The organism is Marmoricola sp. OAE513 (assembly GCF_040546585.1).
In the GTDB taxonomy this organism is placed as follows: domain Bacteria; phylum Actinomycetota; class Actinomycetes; order Propionibacteriales; family Nocardioidaceae; genus Marmoricola.
Window position 1 is genome coordinate 2,539,353 of sequence record NZ_JBEPOC010000001.1, and the last position, 23,909, is coordinate 2,563,261.

The window sequence follows — 23,909 nt, forward strand, 5'->3', positions numbered from 1 at the left end:
GGTGTCGGATGGGTCACACCCCGTGTTACATCCCGGAAACATTCCGGAGACCGGCCGGGAACCCCCGTTCTCTACCTTTCAGGCTGGCGCCGGCTCTTGGCGTCACCCGTTCCCATCACCGAGGGGTGCTCCTTGACCGGAAACAACGTTCGTCTGCAGGCCATCAAGGACGTCGAGGCCTACGTGCCGCCGACGCCGATCCACCCCGAGGACACCCCGGGTGACATCTTCGGCGAGAACGTCTTCAGCGTCTCGGTGATGCAGCGCCGTCTTCCCAAGACCGTGTTCAAGTCGGTGCTCGCCACCATCGAGCGCTCCGAGCCTCTGGACCCGCTGGTCGCCGACGCCGTCGCGAGCGCGATGAAGGACTGGGCGATGGAGAAGGGCGCGACCCACTACGCGCACGTCTTCTACCCGTTGACCGGCCTGACCGCGGAGAAGCACGACTCCTTCCTGGACCCGGTCGGCGACGGCACGGCGCTGGCATCGTTCTCCGGCAAGACCCTGATCCAGGGCGAGCCGGACGCGTCCAGCTTCCCCAACGGCGGCCTGCGCAACACCTTCGAGGCGCGCGGCTACACCGGCTGGGACGTGATGAGCCCGGCGTACGTGCTGGAGAACCCGAACGGCAACACGCTGTGCATCCCGACGGTCTTCATCTCGATGACCGGCGAGGCGCTGGACCACAAGACGCCCGTGCTGCGCTCGCAGCAGGCGATGGCTGTCCACGCCGAGCGCGTGCTGCGGCTCTTCGGTCACGAGGACCCGGACCGGATCGTCGCCTACTGCGGTCCCGAGCAGGAGTACTTCCTGGTCGACAGCCACTTCTTCCTGGCGCGCCCCGACCTGCTCAACGCCGGTCGGACCCTCTTCGGCGCCAAGCCGCCGAAGGGCCAGGAGTTCGACGACCACTACTTCGGTGCGATCCCCGAGCGCGTCCTCGGCTTCATGATGGAGACCGAGCGGGAGCTCTTCAAGCTCGGCATCCCGGCCAAGACGCGTCACAACGAGGTAGCACCGGGTCAGTTCGAGGTGGCGCCGATGTTCGAGCGGGCGAACGAGGCCAGTGACCACCAGCAGCTCCTGATGACGATCTTCAAGCAGGTCGCGCAGAAGCACGGCATGGAGTGCCTGTTCCACGAGAAGCCGTTCGCCGGCGTCAACGGATCGGGCAAGCACGTCAACTTCTCGATCGGCAACTCCGAGCTCGGCAGCCTGCTCGTGCCGGGGGCGACCCCGCACGACAACGCCCAGTTCCTGGTCTTCTGCGCAGCGGTCATCCGCGCCGTCCACCTGTACGGCGGTCTCCTGCGCGTCTCGGTGGCCTCGGCCTCCAACGACCACCGTCTCGGCGCCAACGAGGCCCCGCCGGCGATCGTGTCGATCTTCCTCGGAGACCAGCTCGCCGACGTCTTCGACCAGATCGCGAAGGGTGGCGCGACGCGCTCCAAGGAGAGCGGCACGCTGACCATCGGCGTCGACACGCTGCCGGACCTGACCAAGGACCCGGGCGACCGCAACCGGACCTCGCCGTTCGCCTTCACCGGCAACCGGTTCGAGTTCCGCGCGGCCGGTTCGCAGCAGACCGTCGCCGCGCCGATGGTCGTGATCAACACGATCATGGCGGAGGCCCTCGACTACTGCGCGACGCAGCTCGAGACGGCGGTCGCTGCTGGCACCGACTTCAACGAGGCGGTGCAGACCCTGCTCGCCACCATCGTCGCCGACCACGGTGCGGTGATCTTCAACGGCAACGGCTACTCCGACGAGTGGCCGATCGAGGCCGAGCAGCGCGGGCTGAAGAACCTGCGCACCACGGTCGACGCGCTGCCCGAGCTGATCTCGCCCGAGGCCATCGAGCTGTTCGGCAAGTACGCGGTCTTCAACGAGCGCGAGATGCACTCGCGCTACGAGATCGGCCTCGAGCAGTACATCCTCACGGTCGGGGTCGAGGCGAACCTGACGTTGGAGATCGGCACCACCACGATCCTGCCGGCGGCGATCCGCTACCAGACCGAGCTCGCCGCGAACGTCGCTGCCCTCAAGGCGGCCGGTCTGGAGGCCGACCTGTCCACCCTCCAGGCGGTCTCCGCTCCGCTCGCCGACCTGCGCGCGGGTCTGGCCACGCTGGCCGAGCTGATCGGCCACGAGCACGGGGACGACGCGCTCGCGACCGCGACGAAGATCCGTGACGAGGTGCTCCCGGCGATGAACGCGGTCCGTGCGGCCGCCGACACCCTGGAGACCCTGGTCGCCGACGACCTGTGGTCGCTGCCGACGTACCAGGAGATGCTCTACATCCTCTGATCGCCGACCCGGCACGGATGTGCTCTGATCCACCGCCGACCTGGCAGCGATGTGCACGGAGACGTGCACATCGTTGCCAGGTCGGCGTGGTTTTGGTGCACATTGCTGCCGGGTCGGGGAGGGGCGGCGCTAGCGTTCACGCATGCGGCTCGGACTCCACCTCGTCAATTTCGACCTCGGCGAACCGGTCGGCCCGGCCCTCGCTGCGATCGGCGCCGGGGTCGAGGAGGCAGGGTTCGACAACCTCTCGGTGATGGATCACCTGCTCCAGCTCGAATTCATGGGCCCGCCGTCCAGCCCTATGCTCGAGGGGTACACGACTCTCGGTTTCCTCGCCGCGCACACGAGCACGGTCGACCTGCAGCTGCTGGTCACCGGCGTCACGTACCGGCACCCGGGTGTGCTCGGCAAGATCGTCGCGACGCTGGACAACTTGTCCGGCGGGCGCGCGGTCCTCGGCCTCGGCGCCGCCTGGTACGAGGGGGAGCACCGGGCCCTGGGAGTTCCGTTCCCCAGCCTCGCCGAGCGCTTCGAGCGGCTCGAGGAGACCGTGCAGATCCTCCGGCAGATGTGGTCGCCCGACGACGGCCCGTACGTCGGCACGCACTACCGCCTTGACGCCACGGTCTGCTCGCCGCAGCCGGTCAGGCCGGTGCCGCTGATGATCGGCGGCTCGGGAGAGCGACGCACCCTGCGCCTGGTCGCGACGTACGCCGACGCCTGCAACCTGTTCGCGAACGACGACCTCGGTCCGGCAGCGATCGAGGCGAAGCTCGCCGTCCTGCGCCGGCACTGCGCGGAGGTCGGGCGGGACTACGACGCGATCGCGAAGACGCTGCTGTGGACCGGCGACTGCGACCCGACCGGCTTCGCCGAGCGGATGAAGCCGTACGCCGACCTCGGCGTCACCGAGGTGCACGTGATGCACCTCGGCACCGAGCCGCTCGGGCTGGTGCGCGCGCTGGCACCCCAGGTCGAGGTGCTGCAGCAGCTCTGAGGCTCAGAGGTTGGCGAGCTCCCGCTTGAGCACCTTGCCGGTGGGGTTCCGGGGCAGCTCGTCGAGGAACACCACGTCGCGCGGGGACTTGTAGCGCGCCAGGTTGTCCTTGACGAAGTCCTGCACCGCAGTGGCCTCCAGCGACTCGCCCGGCTTGAGCACCACGAAGGCGCGCAGCCGCTGGCCGAAGGCCTCGTCCTCGGCACCGAGGACCGCGGCGTCCGCGATCGCCGGGTGCGTGACGAGCAGCTCCTCGACCTCGCGCGGGAAGACGTTCTCACCGCCGGAGATGATCATCTCGTCGTCGCGGCCGTCGATGTAGAGCCGGCCGGCGGAGTCGAAGTGCCCCACGTCGCCGCTGGACATCATCCCGCCGATGATCTCCTTGCCGCCGCCGCCGGTGTAGCCCTCGAACGGCGCGGTGGTGCCGACGAAGATCCGGCCGGTCTCGCCCCGAGGGACCTCGTTCCCCTTGTCGTCGAGGATCTTGATCCGCACGCCCAGGCACGGCTTGCCGACCGACGTCGGGAAGTCACGGACGTCGTCGGGGGTCGCCAGGGTCGCGACCGAGACCTCGGTCGACCCGTACAGGTTGTAGATCACGTCGCCGATCAGCTCGGAGACCTGCTTGGACACGGCGGCCGGCAGCTGGGAACCGGCGGTGAAGGCGCAGCGCAGCGAGCTGGTGTCGTACTCGGCCAGTGCCTCGGGGCCCAGTTCGACCATCCGCTGCAGCATGATCGGGACGACGCAGATGGTGGCCGCCTGGTGCTCGCTGATGTCGGTGAGCATCTGCCGGGCGTCGAACTTGGTGCGCAGCACCAGCTTGTTGCCGACCGAGATCGCGAGCAGCGCCAGCAGCAGCCCCGTGCCGTGGAACAGGGGCGGGCCCATCACGGTGGCCTCGCCGGAACGCATCGGCATCCGGTCGAGCACCCCACCAGGGATGGCGAATCCCTTCGGGTCGGGGCGAGGAGCACCCTTCGGCGTACCGGTGGTGCCGCTGGTCAGCAGTACGATCCGGCCGGGCTTGGCCGGCGGAGTCGGGAGGGCCGGGTCGCCGGTGGCGATCAGCCGGTCGAGGTCGTCGGTGCTGGCGCCGGAGACGTCGACGGAGAACTTGCCGAACCGCGGGGCGACGTCACCGAGGATCGATTCGAATTCGGCGTCGTGGACGAGCAGGTCGACGCCCTCGCGCTCGCACACCTCGGTCGCCTGCCGCGCCGAGAAGGAGGTGTTCAGCCACAGGCTGCGCAGCCCCGCGCGGGACGCGGCGAACCCGACGACCAGGGGAGCGCGGTGGTTGCGGCAGAGCATGGCGATGCCGTCGCCGGGCTTGAGGCCGAGCCCGAGCAGGGCGTGGGCGAGCCGGTTGATCATCTCGTCGAACTCGGCGTAGGTGATCTCGCCGCGCTCGTCGGCGATCGCCGGGGACTCGGGGTGCCGGATCGCTGCGAGGTGCACCGAGGCGCCGAACGGTCCGAAGGCACTGAGGGTCTTGAGGATCTCGACGGTCTTCCGGGGCCCGGCGCCGCCGATCGCTCCCGCCCGCATCAGCGCGAGCAGGGCACGCGACTCGATTCCGGCACGGTCGATCAGCTGCATCGGGTTCATGGGTCTCCTCGTCGGGTCCTGGAACGGGACTACGTGCGTGCAGGGACGCCGAGCCCCCGTTCGACAGGGCAATCATGCTCGGACCGGGACGAAGGTCAAGGGACACCCGCATCGCGGACAGCGAAAACCGGCTGTCTGCCCGTGATCACCCGTCGTGTTCCGGGTTCCCCCAGTGTGATCACTCGAACCGGGCCGAACAGGCTGCTCGTCCTGACCACCTACGCCGCCCTCGTCGTCGCGGTGCTGGTCCTCGCCGCGCTCCGCTGAGTGACTCGTGTCTCAACTCAGGTAAGGCAACCCTTCCTCGGTGCTACGCTGGAAGCGTGGGCAAGGCGCTGAAGCTTCCGAAGACGAAGTGTTGCGTGGCGAAGACACGCTGCAACCGTTGCCCCATCCGCATGCTCAAGGAGGGCGACCTGCCGTCCGGATACGGTGTGCACAGGCGAAACCTCGTCCGGGTTGATCCCGAGGGTCGGCCGCTGACCAAGAAGTCCGCCAAGAAGGCACGCCCCAAGGTCAAGGTCACCAAGAAGATCACCAAGTCCGAGCTCGCCTCCGCCGTGAAGAACCAGAAGAAGTCAGGCAAGAAAGCTGCCTGATCCCACCAGGAGGACCAGGCAGTGACTGCACCCCGCTTCGCCGAACAGCTCAACGAGCAGATCGGTAACGAGTTCGCCGCCCACCAGCAGTACGTCGCCTGCGCGATCCACTACGACGCGCTGACCATGCCGCAGATGGCGGCGTTCTTCTACGGTCAGGCGCTCGAGGAGCGCGACCACGCGATGATGATGGTCCAGTTCCTCCTGGACACCGACTGCGCCGTGAGGATCCCGGGCGTCGAGGCGCCGAAGACCGACTTCTCCTCGATCGTCGAGCCGGTCGAGCTCGCGCTCGCCCAGGAGAAGCGGGTCTCCGAGCAGATCTTCGCGCTCACCCGCACCGCGCGCGAGGAGAACGACTTCGCCGCCGAGCAGTTCACGCAGTGGTTCATCAAGGAGCAGGTCGAGGAGGTCGCGACCATGAACGACCTGCTCACCGTCGTGACCCGTGCGAAGGACGACGTCAACGCGATCGAGGAGTACATGCGTCGCGAGCAGGGTGGCGAAGGCGCCGACCCGACCGCGCCGCCGGTCGCCGGCGCCTGAACGGTGCCCTGGAGCCCGTCCTTCGAGGGCGCCGTCCCTGATCCGCGGCTCGACCCGTACCGAGGACGTGCCGCTCGGCTCAGCCGTGACGGCGTTGCCTCCGGCCACGTCCTGGTCGAGACCGACTACCTGGCCGATCGGCTCAGCGGGTGGCTGTGGTGGCGACGCTGGCAGGACCCGACCGAGTTCCCCGTGGTGATGACGAAGCTCGACGACGGCAGCTTCGACAGCGACGACTGGGTCCGCCCCGAACGGATCGACGCGCTGCTCGCGACCTGGGCTGCCGGGCGCGACGAGGTGCAGGGGACGACGTACGAGATCACCTGGCTCGACCAGCAGGAGTCAGACCGGGTGCACCACGAGGTGTTCGGGCACCAGCACTAGATCCAGCGTCGGAACCAGATCCGCTGGAGCCACTCGCTCTGGGTGAGCAGGCCGTCGGTGTAGATGGGCCAGAACCACGCGAAGTTGAGAATCACCAGGACGACGACGCTGCCCGCGGCGATCGCGCCCACCTTGCGCCGCACCGCGCTGGCATCGGCGCGGCCGAGCATCTCGCCGAGCAGCATCACGGCGCCCAGGATCATGAACGGCTCCATGTTGATCGCGTAGAAGCTGAAGATCGGACGGTCGTCGAACCGCAGCCACGGCAGCCAGGTCACCAGGGCACCCACCACGACGACCCCGTAGCGCCAGTCGCGCTTGCCGATCCACGCGATCGCGGAGAAGACCAGCGCGACGCAGGAGAACCACCACAGCGCCGGGGTGCCGAGCAGGATCACCTGACGCAGGCAGGTCTCGCCGCCGGTGGCGTTGCAGCCCTGGCTCCCGGCGGCGATGTCGAGGTCCGCCTCCACCCCGACGGGCCGGCCGAGCAGCGGCCAGCCCAAGGGGTTGGACTGGTAGACGTGGTGAGCCGTGTTGAGGCCCTTCGTGTGGAACTGCCAGACGTCCTGGTGGTAGTGCCACAGCGATCGCAGCGACTGGACGAGCTCGGGGAAGAACCCGTGGGCGTCGTGCTTGAGGTAGCTGCCCCAGTAGGGGCCGTAGGCGTTGTTCGACAGGTGCTTCTCGTAGACGTCGGCGTGGATCAGCCACCCGGTCCACGAGGCGAGGTACACGACGACCGGCAGCAGCACGACGTACCCGACGGCCGGCAGCGCGTCGACGACGGCGGCCTTGACGAGGGGCCGCTTGATGCCGAACGAGCGTCGTGCCCCCGAGCTCCAGAACCAGAACAGCAGCCCGAACGCCGCCAACGGGTAGATCGAGGACCACTTGGTCCCCAGCGCGAGGCCCCACCAGGCGCCGGTGGCCAACAGCCAGGGGCGCCAGAAGAAGCGCGGGCCCCAGTCCGCGAGGTTCCCGCCGCGCTTCTCGGCCTCTCGAGCCAGTCTGGCGCGGAACCAGTCCCGGTCGGCGACCAGGCAGGATACGGCGCACAGCACGAAGAACGCCTGGAAGATGTCGAGCAGCGCCAGCCGGGAGAGCACGAACTGGAGTCCGTCGAAGGTCATCAGGATGCCGGCGACCAGACCGAGCATCGTGGACCCGGTGACGCGGCGGGTGAGCCGGATCATCACCAGCACCATGAGCGAGCCGATGATCGCGGGAGCCAGGCGCCAGCCGCACGGCGTCATCCCGGCGATCGCCTCGGAGAGACCGATCAGCCACTTGCCGACCTCCGGGTGCACGATCATCGACGGGTCGCCGGTCCAGAGCCCGTCGACGTTCCCGGCGATGATCTTGGAGTCCGCGTTGTCCACGTAGGTGGACACGTAGCCGTTGTGGACCAGCGACCAGGCGTCCTTGGCGTAGTAGGTCTCGTCGAAGAGGAACTTCTTCGGGTCGTCCAGCTTCCACAGCCGCAGGAACGCCGCGATCAGGGTGACGCCGAAGGTGGCCGCCCAGGAGATCACGGGATCGACGTCGAAGGCCCGCGGTCGGGCCCGCTCGACGGCGGTCGGGACCGCGTCGTCGACGGCGTTGCGCGACAGCGTGGCGACCGCGGGCGCGCCCGGGCCCGGCGACGCGTCGTCCGGTTCGGTCGCGACCGGCTCCTCCTCCGAAGGCACGGCGCCACCCTACGGGTGCGCCTGACATGATCGGCGCATGACGTCGAGCGCCGGGACAGCCGCAGGGGTCCTGGTCCTGGCCGGGACGCCGATCGGCCGGGTCGAGGACGCTCCGCCGCGACTGGCCCGCGAGCTCGCCGAGGCCGACGTGATCGCGGCCGAGGACACCCGTCGGCTCAAGCGTCTGACCACCGACCTCGGAATCGAGCCCACCGGCCGGGTGCTGTCCTACTTCGAGGGCAACGAGGAGGCCCGGACGCCGTACCTGGTCGAGCTCCTGGAGGCCGGCAACCGAGTGGTGCTGGTCACCGATGCCGGGATGCCGAGCGTCTCGGACCCCGGGTACCGGCTCGTCGCGGCAGCGGTCGAGGCTGACATCGAGATCACCTCGGTCCCCGGTCCGTCCGCCGTCCTGACCGCGCTCGCCGTCAGCGGCCTGCCGGTCGACAGGTTCTGCTTCGAGGGCTTCCTGCCGCGCAAGGCCGGCGAGCGGTCCCGCCGCCTCGCCGACCTGGCAGACGAGCAGCGCACGATGGTCTTCTTCGAGGCCCCGCACCGCACCGAGGCGGCCTTGGCCGCGATGGCCGACGCGTTCGGCGCCGACCGGAGCGCGGCCCTTTGCCGCGAGCTGACCAAGACGCACGAGGAGGTCGTCCGCGACGGCCTCGGTGCTCTCGCCGCCTGGGCTGCCGATGGTGTCCGCGGCGAGGTGACCATCGTGGTCTCCGGAGCCCCGGAGGCCGGACCGGTCGACGACCCGGCGACACTGGTCGCCTGGGTAGCAGACCAAGAGGCGCGCGGGGTCTCCCGCAAGGACGCGATCGCCGATGTGGCCAGGCGCGCCGGGGTTCCCAAGCGCGAGGTCTACGACCTGGTCCACAAGAAGGGAGCCGTCTAGTGGCGCGCACCGCCCAGCGTTCCGGTGAGCGACCCGAGGCTCCCGAGCCGCTGCCGCACCCCGTCGTCGACAACCACTGCCACCTCGACATCGGGGCGCACGACGGTCCCGGTGAGCCAATTCTGGTCGCCGAGGCGCTCGCCCGCTCGGCGGCCGTCGGCGTCCCGAGGATCGTGCAGATCGGTTGCGACCTGCCCGGCGCCCGCTGGGCCGTCGAGACCGCCAACTCCCACGCGGCGATCGTTGCCGGGGTCGCGCTGCACCCCAACGAGGCGCCGCGCCTGGACGCCGAGGGTCGTCTCGACGAGGCCCTCGCTGAGATCGCCGACCTCGCCACCGATGCGCGGGTGAGGGCGGTCGGGGAGACCGGCCTGGACACGTTCCGCACGGGGCCCGAGGGGCAGGCAGCGCAGGTGCGCTCGTTCCGCCGGCACATCGAGCTGGCCGGCGAGCTCGGTAAGACCCTGGTGATCCACGACCGTGACGCCCATGACGAGGTGCTCGCCGTGCTCGACGAGGTCGGGGCCCCGCACCGCTGGGTGATGCACTGCTTCTCGGGCGACGCGGCGTTCGCCGCTGCCTGTCTCGAGCGGGGCGCCTACCTGTCGTTCGCCGGCACGGTGACCTTCAAGAACGCCGAGCCGTTGCGCGAGGCGCTCCGGATGGCACCGCTCGACCGGATCCTCGTGGAGACCGACGCACCGTTCCTGACACCCGAGCCGTGGCGCGGTCGACCGAACGCGTCGTACCTGGTTCCGACGACGGTACGGGCGATGGCCGCCACTCGTGGCGCGGACCTCGAGGAGCTCTGCCGGGCCATCGACGCGAACACCGAGGACGCCTTCGGCGGACCCTGGAGCGCTAGTTGAGAGTCGCTGTGACAACCGTCACAAAACGGACACGAAACACGTGACCTGACCCACCTGCCCCGCTCAGAGGGGTGTGTTCGGTTTGCAATCGCCGGTCCCGTCCTGTCAAGGTCGATGACTGTTGGCCGAGAACGGGGAATCAGTACATCTCGGACACCGCAGGATCCTGCATCGAGGCAGGTGTGAGCGTCCCAGGCAGGTATGAGCCGCCAGGGCCGCCGCGGTGCATCCCCCCGTGGCTCGGAGAGTCCGAACATCGGAGAACCGTGCGCGCGAACCTCACGCACATCGTCAGCTCAAGGATCATGAACAGCCGGGCCGTCATCATCGGCCTCGTCAGCACCATCACCGTCGCCGTCCTGGCGACGACCGTCGGCTACGCGGCAGCGAGCCACGAGGTCACCCTCTCGGTCGACGGCAAGACCCACACCGTGCGCACCTTCGGCGACAGCGTCGAGGACGTGCTGGCCGGTGAGGGCATCAAGCTTTCCAGCCGGGACCAGGTCGTCCCGTCCCTGGACTCGTCGGTCAACGACGGCTCCGAGATCTCGGTCCGGTACAGCCGGCCCCTCGAGGTCAGCGTCGACGGGCGGAAGAAGACCTACTGGACCACCGCGACCAAGGTCGAGACGGCCCTGGACCAGCTCGGCATCCGCCACGGCAAGGCCACTTTGTCGACCAGCCGTGACGCCGCCATCGACCGCGAGGGCATGGCACTGCTGATCACGCTGCCCAAGCAGTTCGTGGTCAAGCTCGGCAAGGCCGACGCCCGTCGCGTCAAGGTGGCCGCCCCGACCGTGGCTGTGCTGCTGAAGCAGCTCGGTGCCGAGAAGGACGAGAACGACATCGTCCGCCCGGCGCTCACGAGCCCGATCAAGGCCGGCGACAAGATCACCCTGATCAAGGTCCGCAGCATCCGGAAGCACGTCGCCCGCGAGCGGGTCGCCCCGCCGGTGGTGAAGAAGTCCGACCCCTCGATGTACGTCGGGCAGAGCGAGACCGTGAAGACGGGCAAGGCCGGCGTGCGCGACGTGACCTACAAGATCGTCTTCCACAACGGCAAGGTCGTGAAGAAGAAGGTCCTGACCCAGCAGGTGCTCAAGGCTCCGACGAAGTCGGTCGTCGCGGTCGGCACGAAGGCCGTCCCGGCCAGCACGGCCAACGGTGGCGCCTGGGACCGGATCGCCCAGTGCGAGTCCGGCGGCAACTGGCACATCAACACCGGCAACGGCTACTACGGCGGCCTGCAGTTCTCGATGAGCACCTGGCGTGCGAACGGCGGCGTCGGTCGCCCCGACCAGGCCAGCCGCGAGGAGCAGATCGCCGTCGCCGAGCGCGTCCGCCAGCGCTCGGGCGGGTATGGCGCCTGGCCCCACTGCGGCAAGCTGGCGTAGCCCTGGCGATGACAGGCAAACGGCCGGTCACGGATAGCCTTCTACCCGTGACCGGCCGACCTGTTTCTCCGCCCACCCTCCTGGGGGCGGCGGAGATCCGGACGCTGGCCGCGGGACTCGACCTGCGCCCGACGAAGCAGAAGGGCCAGAACTTCGTCATCGACGGCAACACGGTCCGCAAGATCGTCGCCGAGTCGGGCATCACGAGCGACGACGTCGTCGTCGAGGTGGGGCCCGGCCTGGGTTCGTTGACCCTCGCGCTGCTCGCCGTCGCGCGGCGCGTCGTCGCGCTGGAGATCGATCCGCTGCTCGCCCACGCGCTGCCTGCCACGATCGCGGCGCACGCACCCGACCAGGTCGGTGCGTTCGAGGTCGTGCTGGCCGATGCGCTGCGCATCGCCGAGATCCCAGGGCCGCCGCCGACCGCGCTGGTCGCGAACCTGCCGTACAACGTCTCCGTCCCGGTCCTGCTGCACCTCCTCGCGCTGCTGCCCTCGCTCGAGCGCGGGCTGGTGATGGTGCAGGCCGAGGTCGCCGACCGGCTCGCTGCCTCGCCGGGCTCGAAGGTCTACGGGGTCCCGTCGGTCAAGGCCGCCTGGTACGCCGACGTACGGCGTGCGGGTGCGATCGGACGCAACGTCTTCTGGCCCGCGCCCAACGTGGACTCCGGCCTGGTGGCCTGGACGCGCCGCGAGCCGCCGGCGACGACCGCCACCCGGGAGCAGGTGTTCGCCGTCGTCGACGCGGCGTTCGCCCACCGCCGCAAGGCCTTGCGGCCGTCGCTGCGCGAGCTGGCCGGTTCCGCCGAGGCGGCCGAGGCGGCGCTCGAGCGCGCAGGCATCGACCCCATGACCCGGGGCGAGCAGCTGCGGATCGACGACTTCGTGCGGATCGCCGAGGGTCTGGACGCGTCCCGAGCGACGGAGGCCCCGTGAGCATCACCGTGCGCGCCCCCGCCAAGGTCAACCTGGTCCTCGGCGTCGGCCCGGTCCGTGAGGACGGCTACCACCCGCTCGACACCGTCTACCAGGCGATCAGCCTGTACGACGACGTCACCGTCTCGAACGCCGGCGCCTGGAGCGTCACGGTGCGGCCGGTCGGGGCCGTCGACTGCTCCGAGGTCCCGCTGGACGAGGACAACATCGCGATCCGCGCGGGCCGGATGCTCACCGAGCACCACGGCATCGACCGCCGCGCTGCGATCGCCATCAGCAAGGGCATCCCGGTGGCCGGCGGGATGGCGGGCGGCAGCGCCGATGCGGCGGCCACACTGGTCGCCCTCGACCGGCTCTGGGACCTGCAGACGACCGACGAGGACCTGCTCGCCATCGCCGCGCGCCTGGGCAGCGACGTCCCGTTCGCGCTGATCGGCGGAACTGCGCACGGCACGGGCCACGGCGAGCTCGTGGAACCGGTCGTCGACAACGGCACCTGGTGGTGGGTCGTCGTCCCGAACGCGGAGGGCCTCTCGACCGCGGTCGTCTACGGCGCGTTCGACGAGGCGGAGGACATCCAGCGCGGCTCCGGCACCGAGGCGATCCGGGCGGCGCTGGAGTCCGGCGACCTCGACGCCTGCGCCGACGCGCTCGCCAACGACCTGCAGGCGGTGGCGCTCGACCTGCGCTCCGACCTGCGCTCGACGCAGGCAGCGCTGGAGGACGCCGGAGCTGTGGCGACGCTGCTCTCCGGCTCCGGGCCGACCTTCCTCGGACTGGTTGCCGACCAGGACGAGGCGCACCGGGTGCGCGAGCAGCTGCTCGAGGGCGGGGTGCCCGGTGTCCTCGTCGCCACCGGTCCGGTCGCCGGGACGCACGTCGTGGACTACGTATGACCTGGAGAGACACATGTCCAACCTGATCAACCTGGAGAAGGTGTCGAAGTCCTTCGGCATCCGGATCCTGCTCGACGAGGTCAGCCTCGGCGTCGGGGTGGGAGAGCGGATCGGCATCGTGGGTCGCAACGGCGACGGCAAGACCACGCTGCTCAACCTGATGACTGGTCGCGAGGAGCCCGACGGTGGTCGGGTCTCGCGCTCGCGCGATCTGCACCTGGGCTACCTCGACCAACGCGACCTGCTCGACGACAACCACACCGTCCGCGAGGTCGTTCTCGGCGGCAAGGCCGACCACGAGTGGGCGGCGGACTCCACGACCCGCGAGGTGGTCGAGGTGCTGCTCGCCGGCATCGGCCTGGACCGCGAGGTGCACGGCCTCTCGGGCGGTGAGCGTCGCCGGTGCTCGTTGGCCAAGCTCCTGCTCGAGCCCGACGACCTGCTGATCCTCGACGAGCCGACCAACCACCTCGACGTCGAGGCGATCGCCTGGCTCGCCGGTCACCTCAAGGGGCGCGCGTCCGCGCTCGTCGTGGTCACCCACGACCGCTGGTTCCTCGACGAGGTCTGCGAGCAGACCTGGGAGGTGCACGACGGTGTCATCGACATCTACGAGGGCGGGTACGCGGCCTTCGTGCTGGCCAAGAACGAGCGGATGCGGCAGGCGGCGGCGAGCGAGCAGCGTCGGCAGAACCTCATGCGCAAGGAGCTCGCCTGGCTGCGCCGCGGCGCCCCCGCCCGTACGTCGAAGCCGAAGTTCCGCATCGACGCCGCCAACGAGCTGATCGCCGACGAGCCGCCGCCGCGCGACCGGTTGCAGCTGGAGCGCTTCGCCACCCAGCGACTCGGGAAGGACGTCATCGACGTCGAGGACGTCGACCTGGTCCGCGGCGAACGCGTGCTGCTCGACCACGCCACCTGGCGGCTCGGACCCGGCGACCGTGTCGGCGTGGTCGGGGTGAACGGCGCGGGCAAGACCTCGCTCCTCAACCTCGTTGCCGGATCGCTCGAGCCGACCAAGGGCAGGGTCAAGCGCGGGCGCACGGTCGCGTTGCAGCACCTGACGCAGAACGTCACGCCCGAGGACCCGTCGGTGCGCGTGCTGAACGCCATCGAGGACGTCCGCCGGGTGACGAGGACGGCCGGCGGGGGCGAGGTCACCGCGACCTCGATGCTCGAGCGTTTCGGCTTCACCGGTGACCGGCTGACCGCGCGTCTGGGGGACCTGTCCGGTGGCGAGCGGCGCCGGTTCCAGCTGCTGAAGCTGCTGCTCTCCGAGCCGAACGTGCTGCTGCTCGACGAGCCGACCAACGACCTGGACATCGAGACGCTCGCCGTCCTCGAGGACTTCCTCGACGGCTGGCCGGGCACCCTGGTCGTCGTCTCGCACGACCGCTACTTCCTCGAGCGCGCGACCGACTCGATCTGGGCGCTCATGGGCGACGGCACCATCGGGATGCTGCCGAAGGGTGTCGACCAGTACCTCGAGATGCGCAAGGCGGCGAGCGGTCCGGCCGCCGATTCTGCCTCCGTCGGCGAACCTGCCTCGGTCGTCGAGCCTGCCGAGACGCCCGGGAAGGCGAAGGCGAAGGTCGGCGGCGCCGAGGAGCGCGCGGCACGCAAGACCATCGCCCGGGTCGAGAACAAGATCGCCAAGCTGCTCGCCCGCGAGGCCGAGCTGAACGCAGCGATCGCGGCGGTCGCCGACGACTACGAGGCGATGGGCAAGCTCGCCGAAGAGCTCACCGCGGCGCAGCAGGAGCGCGACGGACTCGAGCTGGAATGGCTCGAGGCCTCGGCGCTGCTGCAGTGAAATTGCTGCCGAAATGCGCTGACATCGAAGAGCCCGCAGGGTCTAGCCTCGACAGGTGATCTCCCTCGACCAGGTCCTGACCTTCGGACTTGCCGCGTTCGTCATCATCGTCATCCCCGGCCCGAGCGTCGTCTTCGTCGTCGGGCGCGCACTGGCCTACGGTCGCGGTGTCGCGCTGGCCTCGGTCATCGGCAACACGCTCGGCCTGGTGACGATCGTCGTCCTGGTAGCGGCCGGCCTCGGCGTCGTCGTCCAGGAGTCGTTGGTCGTGTTCCTGGTGCTGAAGATCGCCGGAGCGGCGTACCTCGTCTACCTCGGGGTCGAGGCCGTACGCCGGCGCAAGGAGTTCCTCACGGCCGGCGGCCCCGACGACCTGGGGCCGACGATGACCTGGGCGCGGGCGATCCGGCAGGGCTTCGTCGTCGGGGCGTCGAACCCGAAGGGGTACATGATGCTCGCCGCCGTGCTGCCGCAGTTCGTCGATCGGGGCGAGGGTCATCTGCAGCTCCAGATGCTGCTCCTCGGCCTGATCGCCACCACGATCGGCCTGCTCTCCGACAGCCTCTGGGCGCTGATCGCCTCCCAGCTGCGCAGCTGGTTCAACCGGTCGCCGAAGCGCGGCGAGGCGATGGGGACCGTGGGTGGCGTCTCGATGATCGGTCTGGGGCTGGCGCTCGCGGTGACCGGCGAACACTGAATCAGCGCAGCGGCCGCATCAACCGCTTCAGCAGGTCGGCGAGGTCGGTGCGCTCCTCGCCGGACAGCTCGGTGAGCAGGTCGCGCTCGCTGGCGAGCAACGTCTCGAACGCGCCGTCGACCGCGCGCTTGCCGGCAGTGGTCAGGCCGACGAGAACGCCGCGCCGGTCGTTGGGATCGGCGGAGCGCTCGACCAGACCACGTTCGGAGAGCCGGTCGATCCGGTTCGTCATCGTCCCGCTCGTCACCATCGTCTCCTTGAGGAGCTGACCCGGGCTCAGCTGGTACGGCCTGCCGGCGCGTCGGAGTGCGGCCAGCACGTCGAACTCCCACGGCTCGATCGACTGCGCCGTGAACGCCTCGCGCCGGGCCAGGTCGAGCAGGCGGGCGAGCCGGCTGATCCGGCTGAAGATCTCGACGGGGCCCAGGTCGAGGTCGTCGCGCTCGCGGCGCCACGCCTGGACCAGCTCGTCAACCTCGTCGGCTCCCTCGGGGATGGACATGAAGGCATCTTAGTCAGAAAGATTCTTGACATCGAGAGATAGCGCGAGCAAAGTATCTTGATATCAAGAGAGTTTGGAGATCCGCGATGCCGCACAGCTGGGACCCCGACCGCTACCTGACTTTCGCCGACGAGCGGGGTCGCCCGTTCGTGGAGCTGCTGGCTCGCATCGATGCCACGGCACCGAGCACGGTCGTCGACCTGGGTTGCGGGCCCGGGAACATGACCGACCTGCTGGCGCAGCGCTGGCAGGCGGCGAGGGTCGTCGGCATCGACGCGAGCGCCGCGATGATCGCCAGGGCGCGATCGAGGGGATCGGCCGTCGACTACCGGGTCGACGACGTGGCGACGTGGACGGCACCGGAGCCCGTGGACGTCCTCGTCTCCCACGCGACGCTGCAGTGGGTGCCCGACCACCTCGAGCTGCTGCCAGGCCTCGTCGGCCAGGTGACGCCCGGCGGATGGTTCGCCTTCGGTGTCCCCGCGAACTTCGACGAGCCCAGCCACACCCTGCGCGAGGAGCTCGCGGCCGAGGCGCCGTACGCCGAGCAGACCGCGGGAGTCGCCTCGCCGCAAGCGTTCGACGCGGCTACCTACCTGCACGCGCTGACCGGTCTCGGCTGCACGGTGGATGCGTGGGAGACCACCTACCTGCACCAGCTCTCCGGACCAGACCCGGTGTTCACCTGGATCAGCGGGACCAGCGCCCGGCCGACGTTGGCGGCGCTCGATGCCGAGCTGCGTCCGCGCTTCGAGGCAGAGCTGAAGCGGCGGCTGGATGCGGCGTACGAGGCGACGCCGGCAGGCGTGGTTCTGCCGTTCCGGCGGGTGTTCGTGGTGGCCCGGACGCCGCACCCCTAGATCCTGTCGGTGCGAACGGGCACGCTGGCGGCATGATCGATCACTTCGGTATCAACTGCGCAGACATCGACGCCTCCAAGGTCTTCTACGACACCGTGCTGGCCACGCTCGGGCACAAGCGCCTGCTGGAGTACGGAGACTTCATCGGCTACGGGACGGACAAGCCGGACTTCTGGATCGGCCGGTACGACGGCCAGCCCGCCGACAACCGGGAGATGCACCTGGCCTTCTCCGCGCCCGACAAGGAGACCGTGCAGGCGTTCGTCGAGGCGGCGCGCGGTCTCGGGCTCGAGGTGCTGCACGAGCCCCGCCAGTGGCCGGAGTACCACGACCACTACTACGGCGGGTTCGTCCGCGACCCCGACGGCAACAACGTCGAGGCCTGCTGCCACACCGTCGCCTCGGACGCCTGATGCGCATCGTCCTGCTCCCGGGTGCCGGCGGCGCTGCGGCGTACTGGGACAAGGTCGTGCCGCTCCTCGAGACCGAGGGGCACGACGCCGTGGCCGTCGAGCTGCCCGCGGACGACGAGTCCGCCGGACTCCCGACGTACGTCGAGGTCGCACTCGAGTCGTGCGGTGCGGCTGACGACGTGCTCGTCGTCGCGCAGTCGATGGGCGGCTTCACGGCGCCGATGCTCGCCGAGCGTCTGCAGGCAGCGGGCCGCACCGTCGTCGGCATCGTCCTGCTCAACGCGATGGTGCCGCTGCCCGGGGAGACGCCGGGGGAGTGGTGGGATGCGGTCGGCTCGGAGCAGGCGCGGGTCGAGGCTGCGGAGGCCGGCGGATACCCGACCGACTTCGACCTCGACGCCTACTTCCTGCACGACCTGGACGAGGAGACGACCGCCCTGCTGATGGAGGGTGGCAAGGACGAGGTGGAAGCCGCGTTCGTCTCGCCGTGCGCGATCGCGGCGTGGCCGGACGTGCCGACGCGTGTGGTCGCCGGCGGGGAGGACCGGTTCTTCCCGCTCGCGCTCCAGCAGCGGGTCGCCCGTGAGCGGCTCGGTGTCGAGCCGACGGTGGTCCCGGGCGGGCACCTGTGCGCGCTGTCCTTCCCGGCCGAGGTGGCCCGGGCGGTGCTGCTGGCCTGATTCAGTCGGTGATCCGGAGGCCCGGCTTCGACTCCAGGCCGGACAGCCCGTTCCACGCCAGGTTCACCAGATTCGCGGCGACGACCTCCTTGCCGGGCTTGCGTGCGTCCAGCCACCACTGGCCCGTCGTGCCGACCATGCCGACCAGCATCTGGGAGTACATCGGGGCGGTCTTCGCGTCGAACCCGCGACGCTTGAACTCGTCGACCAGGATGAACTCCACCCGGGTGGCGATGTCGCTCATGATCGAGACGTAGGACCCGCTGGCCGATCCGAGCGGACTGTCGCGCACCAGGATCCGGAAGCCTTCGGGGGACTCCTCGATGTAGTCGAGCAACGCGAACGCCGCCTGCTCCAGCAGCAGCCGCGGCGTCCCGGAGGTCAGCGCCTCGCGCACCATGCCGAGCAGCTGCCGCACCTCGCGGTCGACCACCACGGCGTACAGGCCCTCCTTGCCGCCGAAGTGCTCGTAGACGACCGGCTTGGAGACCTCGGCGCGGGCGGCGATCTCCTCGACCGAGACACCGTCGAAACCCTTCTCGGAGAAGACCGTCCGGGCGATCTCGATCAGCTGCTCGCGGCGCTCGGCAGCGGTCATCCGGCTGCGTGCGGGCTTCTTGGGTCGAGGTTCGCGGGGAGGCACCCGGTCATCCTGCCAGCGCTGCGTCGGTGCCGCCGCCTACTTTGGTGCCATGACCGATCTCAAGGGCGAGCTGCACGCGAAGCTGAAGGTCACCCGTCAGGTGCTTCTCGACAAGCTCGACGGTCTGTCCGAGTACGACGCCCGGCGACCGATCACGGCCAGCGGCACCAACCTGCTCGGCCTGGTCAAGCACATGATCGGCATCGAGCACGTCTACCTGGGTGAGTCGTTCGGGCGCACCCCGCCGGACGTGCTCCCGTGGGTCGCCGACGGTTCGGTCTGGGACGGCGCCGACATGTGGGCGACCGCCGCTGAATCGCGGGAGGAGCTCGTCGCGCTCTACCTTCGCGCGTGCGCGCACTCGGACGCGACCCTCGAGGCGCTCGAGCTGGACGCTGCGGGATCGGTACCGCACTGGCCCGAGGACCGCCGGGCCACGACGCTCGGCGTGCTGCTGGTCAGGATGGTCGACGAGACCGCGCACCACGCCGGGCACGCAGACATCTGCCGCGAGCTCGTCGACGGCAGCGGCCAGGCTGACGCTGCCGCGGTCGGCGACGCGGCGTACTGGAGCGACTACGTCGCGAAGATCCAGGCGGCTGCGGAGACGTTCAGGCAGTAGCCGCGGGCTGGGCGCTGACGAGCTTCGCCTGGACCCGCTCGGCCACCGGCCAGCGGACCTCCTTGACGAAGCCGATCTTCTCCAGGATCCAGATGAGTCGGGCCGAGGTGTCGAGCTGGCCGCGCTGCACGCCGTGGCGGGCGCAGGTCGGATCGGCGTGGTGCAGGTTGTGCCAGGACTCGCCCATCGACGGGATCGCCAACCACCAGACGTTGGCCGACTTGTCGCGCGAGACGAACGGGCGGTCGCCGATCGTGTGGCAGATCGAGTTGATCGACCAGGTCACGTGGTGCAGCAGGGCGACCCTGACCAGCGAGCCCCAGAAGAACGCGGTCAGTGCACCCTGCCAGGACCAGGTGATGAGACCGCCGAGGGCCGCAGGCAGCAGCATGGAGAGCAGCACGAAGGCCCAGAAGTTCTTCGAGATCCGGACGATGTCCTTGTCCTTGAGCAGGTCCGGCGCGTACTTGCGCTGCACGGTCTGCTCGGTGTCGAAGAGCCACATCATGTGCGCGTGCCAGAAGCCCTTCCAGAGCGCGCGCAGGTTGGTGCCGTACTTCCACGGGCTGTGCGGATCGCCGTCCCGGTCGGAGAACTTGTGGTGCTTGCGGTGATCTGCCACCCAGCGCACGATCGGCCCCTGGATCGCCATCGAGCCGGCGACGGCGAGGGCGATCTTCGTGAACCTGTTCGGCTTGAACGACTTGTGGGTGAAGAGCCGGTGGAAGCCGACGGTGATGCCGTGGCCGGTGAACCAGTACATCGCCGCCATGATGGCGAGGTCGCTCCAGCCGAGCCAACCGCCCCAGGCGATCGGGACAGCGGCGATCAGGGCCAGGAACGGCACCGCGATGAAGATCGCCAGTGCGACCTGCTCGGTGCGCGACTGGGTCTCGCCGCCCAGGGTCGCGTGGACCACGGGCTCATCCAGGGTGGCCCTGTCCAGGGTGGGGGACGCAGTCATGTTCTTTCCTTCGCGGGCTAGGCCCCGCCGGCACGGGGTCAGTCTCTGGCAAAACCGTAACCTACGGATGCGTAGGTGCGGTGGCGTAGTCGTGAAATCGGGGACGTTCGGGCCCCCGGGCGGAACGGTGCGTCTCGCGACGGGGAGAATCAGCGGTATGACGGCTCCGACGAAGTACGCCCTGTTCCGACTTGAGGACGGTCTTCTCGTACCCCAGGACATCGCTCGTAGTCTGTGGCGAGCCGATCAGATGCACGGAGTAGCCACCAGCGGTGCGCTCGCGCGGGAGCTGGAGAACGCCGTGAAGTCGGCCGGGCGGGACGATCTGCGCCCGGCGCGCTACACCGTCGACCTGTTCAAGGCGCCGAGCATGGGCCCGTGCGCGATGGCCTCGACCGTCGTCCGCGAGGGCTCCCGGCTGATGCTCGTGGACGCCACCTTGTCCCAGGGCGGCGAGGTCGTGGCGCGGGCGAGCTGCCTGTTCCTCAAAGAGACCGAGAACCCACCGGGCGAGGTCTGGGGCCCGCCGGACGAGCCGACCCCGCCGCCCCTGGACATCGCCGAGGTCTCCGACGAGCCGCGGGTGCCGATCTTCTTCAGCGAGGGCGTCGGCTGGTCGCAGAACTTCGCCGAGCACCAGAACGGTGGTCGCAAGCAGACCTGGCAGACCGCGCTCGCGATCGTGGCCGGAGAGAAGCCCACGCCGTTTCAGGGCCTGGCGGGTGCCGCTGATTCGACCAGCATGGTCGTGAACTGGGGTGACGCGGGCGTGCAGTACATCAACACCGACGTCACGTTGGCGATCTCGCGGGTGCCGGTCAGCCAGGAGATCGGGCTGGCCGCGGTCAACCGGACGGCCCACGACGGCATCGCCACCGGTAGCTGCATCGTCTTCGACCGCGAGGGTCCGATCGGCACGACGACCGTCACCTCGATCTCGAACGCGCGTCGTGCGGTGGACTTCACCCAGCACGACTTCACCGAGGACTCGATCAACGGGGCGTGAGCGCGGCGCACGCCTCGCTGCCGATAGCCTGAGCCCTGCAGCAATCCCCGGTTGGTCTGCCGGCAGGGCCCGCCTGACTTTGAATCAGGACTAGCGACGTAGGTTCGACTCCTACCCGGGGAGCGAACGAGAGCCAAGTCGAGCTTGCTCGATCTTGGCCGAGCGAGCGACCCGGGGTCGACGAGCGAAGCGAGGAGCACCCGGGGGGCGCGGTGAGAGCTGCGCCAGGGCAACCACCGACCCGTGCGCTCAACCCTGACAGTAGTACTGTCAACGTGCTTCAATGACCGCGTGACCGCCAGCGACCTGCGTCCCGCGCCCACCGCGATCCCGAACGCCGACGCGGCGGTCGAGCGGTACGGGACGACCGGCGCCGCCTGGGTGGCCGGCATGTGGCGGGCGGACCCGCTGGCCGACGCCGTCGTCAACGACCCGTCGGGGCCTGAGGCTGGTCGCGCCGTACGCCTGATGATGAAGCAGGGAGTCGGTGCGGTGACCGACCCGGTGCCCTCGGTGCAGGCACTCCTCGACCAGATCACCGCCGAGCCGGCGTGGCTCGAGCGCGAGCGGCTGGACCGCGCGAGCGACGTCCTGGTCCGGTACTCCGCGCAGTGGGGGCTGGTGCTCGGTGCGGCGTCGCTGCTCGCCGGGGCGAACAACTGGGTCGCCGCGCAGCCGCTGCTGCTCACCGGCCGCTACGGCAATCAGCCCGCCGTACGGTCCCTCGAGGTCGGGGAGTGGCTGTCCCGCGTGGTGGCGCGCGGTGGGATGGCGGTCGACGCCCCGGGCTTCCAGCACACGGTCCGGGTCCGGATGATCCACGCCCACGTGCGCCGCCACATCGGTCGCAACGACGAGTGGGACACCGACGCCTGGGGTGTGCCGATCCCGCAGCCGTACATGGCGTTCACCCTTGCCGAGTTCGGGCACATCTCGCTGGCTGCGATGGAGCACCTTGGGGTGCGCCTGAAGCCCGGCGAGCTCGCGGACATCTACCACCTGTGGCGCTACGTCGGGTACGTGATCGGGGTGGACGACTCCCTGAACCCGACCGACGAGGCGGACCAGATCCGGATCGAGGAGCTCTACCGGCTGACCTCGCCCGGGCCGAACGTCTACAGCCGGGACTTCACGCGAGCCCTGACCGAGGAGTACCTCGCTCCGCAGCTCGCGACCATGCTGCCCGGACCGCAGCGGTGGCGCGAGGAGGCTGCCAAGAAGCTCATGTACGGCATGTCGCGGGTGTTCCTCGGCGATGCTGCGGCCGACGACCTGGGCATCCCCGACGGTGCGACCAAGCACGTGGTCCGGGCGTTGCGCCCGGCCCTGGCGGCGGCCGACCAGATCAGGCTGCGTCGGTTCGGGCGCGAGGAGGTCACCCGTCGCGGGTACGCCGAACGTGCGACCGAGCTCGCCCGCCTGAAGGCGGAGCACGCTATGACCCACGACCTGGTCGACGCGGTTCCCGGCGCGGTCGGGCGTGGTCACTAGTGGCAGGATCGTGAGATGCCGTCCATCGTCGAGCACAGCGTCGAGATCGCAGCGCCCGTGGAGAAGGTCTTCGCCTACGTCGACGACTTCCACAAGACCCGCGAGTGGATGTACGGCCTCGACAAGATCGAGCACGTCGGCGGCAACCAGCACGGTGTCGGCGCGGAGTACGACGGCGTCATGAAGGTCGGCGTCTCGTTGTCGTCGCGCATCAGGTGCACGGCGTACGAGGAGAACAAGATGATCGAGCTGACCTCGGTCAGGGGCATCAGGAACACCCAGCGCTGGACGTTCACCGCCCTGGACGACAACCGCACCCTGGTCGACGCGTGCATCAGCTACTCGTTGCCGGGAGGGCCTGTCGGCGCGACGATGGCGGCCGGCATCAAGCCGTTCGTCGGCATCGCGGTGAAGCACACCAGCGAGACGCTGGTGCGGAACGTGGAGTCGCTGCGCGGCTGACCCTCCCGGTCAGCGCGGCGGTTCCTCGGCGAGGACGCCACGGACCGCGCGCTCGACGACGAACCGAGCCAGGGGGTCGTTCGGGCTGCGGGCGGTGACGAACAGGCGGGCCGGGATGTCCACCGCGCAGGCACGCACCACCGTCACGGCGGTCGCGTCCCGCCGCGACCAGAGGTCGTGCGCAAGATCGGCGAGCAGGGTGGCCGCGGAGGCTCGGTACTGCCGCAGCTGGGCCTGCAACGTCTCCGGGACGCCGTCGCCTGCCGAGGATCCCGGTCTGCTCGCCATCAGGACCCGGGTCGCGTCGGCGTTCGCGACGGAGTAGGCCCCGGTCGCGAGCGCGGCCGCGACGACAGCGTCCGTGGCCGTGCCGGCCTCACGTGCGCGTCGTACCTCCTCGGCCTGGAAGGCCAGGAAGCCCGACGCCTCGCGTGCCCAGACCTGGGCGAGCAGGTGGTTGCGGGACGCGAAGTGGTGGTAGATCGCCCCGTTGGACACCCCGGACCGTGCGCTGAGTGCGCGGATCGTCACCGCCGCGACCCGCTCGGCCACCCAGATCGCTCTGGCGTGGTCGAGCAGGTCGTCGACGTCGAGTGACTGCGGTCGACCCATGCTTGTCCTTCCGC

At 69.6% G+C, this 23,909-nt stretch carries 25 protein-coding genes and 1 tRNA gene; 20 read left to right on the plus strand and 6 right to left on the minus strand.

Annotation, left to right across the window (positions count from 1 at the left end):
- Window positions 1-132: 132 nt before the first annotated feature.
- Window positions 133-2,307 (plus strand): glutamine synthetase III family protein, encoded by a 2,175-nt coding sequence (locus tag ABIE44_RS12885; protein ID WP_209717099.1) that lies wholly within the window; start codon window positions 133-135, stop codon window positions 2,305-2,307.
- Window positions 2,308-2,449: 142 nt separating this feature from the next.
- On the plus strand, window positions 2,450-3,304 hold the full coding sequence (locus tag ABIE44_RS12890; RefSeq protein WP_209717096.1) for an LLM class F420-dependent oxidoreductase: 855 nt from the start codon (window positions 2,450-2,452) through the stop codon (window positions 3,302-3,304).
- Window positions 3,305-3,307: 3 nt separating this feature from the next.
- Here ABIE44_RS12890 and ABIE44_RS12895 read toward each other — a convergent pair whose 3' ends face one another.
- Window positions 3,308-4,918 carry an AMP-binding protein gene (locus tag ABIE44_RS12895; protein WP_209717093.1) on the minus strand — a complete coding sequence of 537 codons (1,611 nt, stop codon included), beginning with the start codon at window positions 4,916-4,918 and terminating at the stop codon, window positions 3,308-3,310.
- A gap of 434 nt (window positions 4,919-5,352) precedes the next feature.
- Here ABIE44_RS12895 and ABIE44_RS12900 point away from each other — a divergent pair, with 434 nt between their 5' ends.
- The 3 genes from ABIE44_RS12900 to ABIE44_RS12910 are packed head-to-tail and all read left to right on the plus strand — an operon-like array spanning window position 5,353 to window position 6,447.
- The gene (locus tag ABIE44_RS12900) at window positions 5,353-5,517 is read left to right on the plus strand and encodes a hypothetical protein (RefSeq protein ID WP_209723760.1); all 165 of its coding nucleotides are present in this window, start codon (window positions 5,353-5,355) and stop codon (window positions 5,515-5,517) included.
- 21 nt (window positions 5,518-5,538) lie between these two features.
- Complete coding sequence (locus tag ABIE44_RS12905; RefSeq protein WP_209717090.1) at window positions 5,539-6,063, plus strand: ferritin; 525 nt, start codon at window positions 5,539-5,541, stop codon at window positions 6,061-6,063.
- A gap of 3 nt (window positions 6,064-6,066) precedes the next feature.
- Window positions 6,067-6,447 carry a hypothetical protein gene (locus ABIE44_RS12910; RefSeq protein ID WP_209717086.1) on the plus strand — a complete coding sequence of 127 codons (381 nt, stop codon included), beginning with the start codon at window positions 6,067-6,069 and terminating at the stop codon, window positions 6,445-6,447.
- On the opposite strand, the gene ABIE44_RS12915 is transcribed toward ABIE44_RS12910, so the two are convergent.
- The gene (locus ABIE44_RS12915; RefSeq protein ID WP_354438061.1) at window positions 6,444-8,138 is read right to left on the minus strand and encodes a dolichyl-phosphate-mannose--protein mannosyltransferase; all 1,695 of its coding nucleotides are present in this window, start codon (window positions 8,136-8,138) and stop codon (window positions 6,444-6,446) included. The two genes, ABIE44_RS12910 and ABIE44_RS12915, sit on opposite strands and share 4 nt — an antisense overlap.
- A gap of 37 nt (window positions 8,139-8,175) precedes the next feature.
- Between ABIE44_RS12915 and rsmI the strand changes: the two genes are divergently transcribed.
- The 7 genes from rsmI to ABIE44_RS12950 all read left to right on the plus strand — a co-directional run bounded on the left by rsmI (window position 8,176) and on the right by ABIE44_RS12950 (window position 15,640).
- Complete coding sequence (rsmI, locus tag ABIE44_RS12920) at window positions 8,176-9,036, plus strand: 16S rRNA (cytidine(1402)-2'-O)-methyltransferase (RefSeq protein WP_209717083.1); 861 nt, start codon at window positions 8,176-8,178, stop codon at window positions 9,034-9,036.
- Complete coding sequence (locus tag ABIE44_RS12925; protein ID WP_209717080.1) at window positions 9,036-9,905, plus strand: TatD family hydrolase; 870 nt, start codon at window positions 9,036-9,038, stop codon at window positions 9,903-9,905. The genes rsmI and ABIE44_RS12925 overlap by 1 nt, the downstream gene beginning before the upstream one ends.
- 266 nt (window positions 9,906-10,171) lie before the next feature.
- The gene (locus ABIE44_RS12930; protein ID WP_354438062.1) at window positions 10,172-11,299 is read left to right on the plus strand and encodes a resuscitation-promoting factor; all 1,128 of its coding nucleotides are present in this window, start codon (window positions 10,172-10,174) and stop codon (window positions 11,297-11,299) included.
- A gap of 47 nt (window positions 11,300-11,346) precedes the next feature.
- The gene (gene rsmA / locus ABIE44_RS12935) at window positions 11,347-12,234 is read left to right on the plus strand and encodes a 16S rRNA (adenine(1518)-N(6)/adenine(1519)-N(6))-dimethyltransferase RsmA (protein ID WP_354438063.1); all 888 of its coding nucleotides are present in this window, start codon (window positions 11,347-11,349) and stop codon (window positions 12,232-12,234) included.
- Window positions 12,231-13,130 (plus strand): 4-(cytidine 5'-diphospho)-2-C-methyl-D-erythritol kinase, encoded by a 900-nt coding sequence (locus tag ABIE44_RS12940; protein ID WP_354438064.1) that lies wholly within the window; start codon window positions 12,231-12,233, stop codon window positions 13,128-13,130. Before rsmA ends, ABIE44_RS12940 begins: the two co-directional genes overlap by 4 nt.
- A gap of 13 nt (window positions 13,131-13,143) precedes the next feature.
- The gene (locus ABIE44_RS12945; protein WP_209717071.1) at window positions 13,144-14,943 is read left to right on the plus strand and encodes an ABC-F family ATP-binding cassette domain-containing protein; all 1,800 of its coding nucleotides are present in this window, start codon (window positions 13,144-13,146) and stop codon (window positions 14,941-14,943) included.
- A 55-nt stretch (window positions 14,944-14,998) separates the two neighbouring features.
- On the plus strand, window positions 14,999-15,640 hold the full coding sequence (locus ABIE44_RS12950) for a LysE family translocator (protein ID WP_209717068.1): 642 nt from the start codon (window positions 14,999-15,001) through the stop codon (window positions 15,638-15,640).
- Between the two features lies 1 nt (window position 15,641).
- On the opposite strand, the gene ABIE44_RS12955 is transcribed toward ABIE44_RS12950, so the two are convergent.
- Window positions 15,642-16,142, minus strand: a complete 501-nt coding sequence (locus ABIE44_RS12955; RefSeq protein WP_209717065.1) for a MarR family winged helix-turn-helix transcriptional regulator — start codon at window positions 16,140-16,142, stop codon at window positions 15,642-15,644.
- A gap of 86 nt (window positions 16,143-16,228) precedes the next feature.
- Between ABIE44_RS12955 and ABIE44_RS12960 the strand changes: the two genes are divergently transcribed.
- The 3 genes from ABIE44_RS12960 to ABIE44_RS12970 are packed head-to-tail and all read left to right on the plus strand — an operon-like array spanning window position 16,229 to window position 18,095.
- Window positions 16,229-17,002, plus strand: a complete 774-nt coding sequence (locus ABIE44_RS12960) for a methyltransferase domain-containing protein (RefSeq protein WP_209717062.1) — start codon at window positions 16,229-16,231, stop codon at window positions 17,000-17,002.
- A 32-nt stretch (window positions 17,003-17,034) separates the two neighbouring features.
- Entirely contained in the window at window positions 17,035-17,415 is a 381-nt protein-coding gene (locus tag ABIE44_RS12965) for a VOC family protein (protein ID WP_209717059.1), read from the plus strand.
- Window positions 17,415-18,095, plus strand: coding sequence for an alpha/beta fold hydrolase (locus tag ABIE44_RS12970; protein ID WP_209717056.1), 681 nt, complete (start codon window positions 17,415-17,417; stop codon window positions 18,093-18,095). Before ABIE44_RS12965 ends, ABIE44_RS12970 begins: the two co-directional genes overlap by 1 nt.
- Before the next feature lies 1 nt (window position 18,096).
- Here the strand turns inward: ABIE44_RS12970 and ABIE44_RS12975 are convergent, their stop codons facing one another.
- Entirely contained in the window at window positions 18,097-18,693 is a 597-nt protein-coding gene (locus ABIE44_RS12975; protein ID WP_209723272.1) for a TetR/AcrR family transcriptional regulator, read from the minus strand.
- 94 nt (window positions 18,694-18,787) lie between these two features.
- Between ABIE44_RS12975 and ABIE44_RS12980 the strand changes: the two genes are divergently transcribed.
- Window positions 18,788-19,360, plus strand: coding sequence for a DinB family protein (locus ABIE44_RS12980; RefSeq protein ID WP_209717053.1), 573 nt, complete (start codon window positions 18,788-18,790; stop codon window positions 19,358-19,360).
- Here ABIE44_RS12980 and ABIE44_RS12985 read toward each other — a convergent pair.
- A complete protein-coding gene (locus tag ABIE44_RS12985; RefSeq protein ID WP_209717050.1) occupies window positions 19,350-20,324 on the minus strand; it encodes an acyl-CoA desaturase in 975 nt (324 codons plus the stop codon). The two genes, ABIE44_RS12980 and ABIE44_RS12985, sit on opposite strands and share 11 nt — an antisense overlap.
- 157 nt (window positions 20,325-20,481) lie before the next feature.
- On the opposite strand from ABIE44_RS12985, the gene ABIE44_RS12990 reads away from it, so the two are divergent.
- The 4 genes from ABIE44_RS12990 to ABIE44_RS13005 all read left to right on the plus strand — a co-directional run bounded on the left by ABIE44_RS12990 (window position 20,482) and on the right by ABIE44_RS13005 (window position 23,283).
- On the plus strand, window positions 20,482-21,330 hold the full coding sequence (locus tag ABIE44_RS12990; protein ID WP_209717045.1) for an acyl-CoA thioesterase domain-containing protein: 849 nt from the start codon (window positions 20,482-20,484) through the stop codon (window positions 21,328-21,330).
- A gap of 44 nt (window positions 21,331-21,374) precedes the next feature.
- Window positions 21,375-21,453 (plus strand) — tRNA-Gln (locus tag ABIE44_RS12995).
- 168 nt (window positions 21,454-21,621) lie between these two features.
- On the plus strand, window positions 21,622-22,821 hold the full coding sequence (locus ABIE44_RS13000; RefSeq protein WP_209717042.1) for an oxygenase MpaB family protein: 1,200 nt from the start codon (window positions 21,622-21,624) through the stop codon (window positions 22,819-22,821).
- A gap of 15 nt (window positions 22,822-22,836) precedes the next feature.
- Window positions 22,837-23,283, plus strand: a complete 447-nt coding sequence (locus ABIE44_RS13005) for an SRPBCC family protein (protein ID WP_209717039.1) — start codon at window positions 22,837-22,839, stop codon at window positions 23,281-23,283.
- 9 nt (window positions 23,284-23,292) lie between these two features.
- Here ABIE44_RS13005 and ABIE44_RS13010 read toward each other — a convergent pair whose 3' ends face one another.
- Window positions 23,293-23,895, minus strand: a complete 603-nt coding sequence (locus ABIE44_RS13010; RefSeq protein ID WP_209717036.1) for a TetR/AcrR family transcriptional regulator — start codon at window positions 23,893-23,895, stop codon at window positions 23,293-23,295.
- Window positions 23,896-23,909: the final 14 nt, after the last annotated feature.

Coding starts and splice junctions, on each gene's coding strand:
- ABIE44_RS12895 (WP_209717093.1), bottom strand. CDS start 4,918: ATGAACCCGATGCAGCTGATCGACCGTGCCGGAATCGAGTCGCGTGCC.
- ABIE44_RS12990 (WP_209717045.1), top strand. CDS start 20,482: ATGACGGCTCCGACGAAGTACGCCCTGTTCCGACTTGAGGACGGTCTT.
- ABIE44_RS13005 (WP_209717039.1), top strand. CDS start 22,837: ATGCCGTCCATCGTCGAGCACAGCGTCGAGATCGCAGCGCCCGTGGAG.
- ABIE44_RS12980 (WP_209717053.1), top strand. CDS start 18,788: ATGACCGATCTCAAGGGCGAGCTGCACGCGAAGCTGAAGGTCACCCGT.
- rsmI (WP_209717083.1), top strand. CDS start 8,176: ATGACGTCGAGCGCCGGGACAGCCGCAGGGGTCCTGGTCCTGGCCGGG.
- ABIE44_RS12945 (WP_209717071.1), top strand. CDS start 13,144: ATGTCCAACCTGATCAACCTGGAGAAGGTGTCGAAGTCCTTCGGCATC.
- ABIE44_RS12975 (WP_209723272.1), bottom strand. CDS start 18,693: ATGACCGCTGCCGAGCGCCGCGAGCAGCTGATCGAGATCGCCCGGACG.
- ABIE44_RS12890 (WP_209717096.1), top strand. CDS start 2,450: ATGCGGCTCGGACTCCACCTCGTCAATTTCGACCTCGGCGAACCGGTC.
- ABIE44_RS12985 (WP_209717050.1), bottom strand. CDS start 20,324: ATGACTGCGTCCCCCACCCTGGACAGGGCCACCCTGGATGAGCCCGTG.
- ABIE44_RS12955 (WP_209717065.1), bottom strand. CDS start 16,142: ATGTCCATCCCCGAGGGAGCCGACGAGGTTGACGAGCTGGTCCAGGCG.
- ABIE44_RS12965 (WP_209717059.1), top strand. CDS start 17,035: ATGATCGATCACTTCGGTATCAACTGCGCAGACATCGACGCCTCCAAG.
- ABIE44_RS13010 (WP_209717036.1), bottom strand. CDS start 23,895: ATGGGTCGACCGCAGTCACTCGACGTCGACGACCTGCTCGACCACGCC.
- ABIE44_RS12960 (WP_209717062.1), top strand. CDS start 16,229: ATGCCGCACAGCTGGGACCCCGACCGCTACCTGACTTTCGCCGACGAG.
- ABIE44_RS12970 (WP_209717056.1), top strand. CDS start 17,415: ATGCGCATCGTCCTGCTCCCGGGTGCCGGCGGCGCTGCGGCGTACTGG.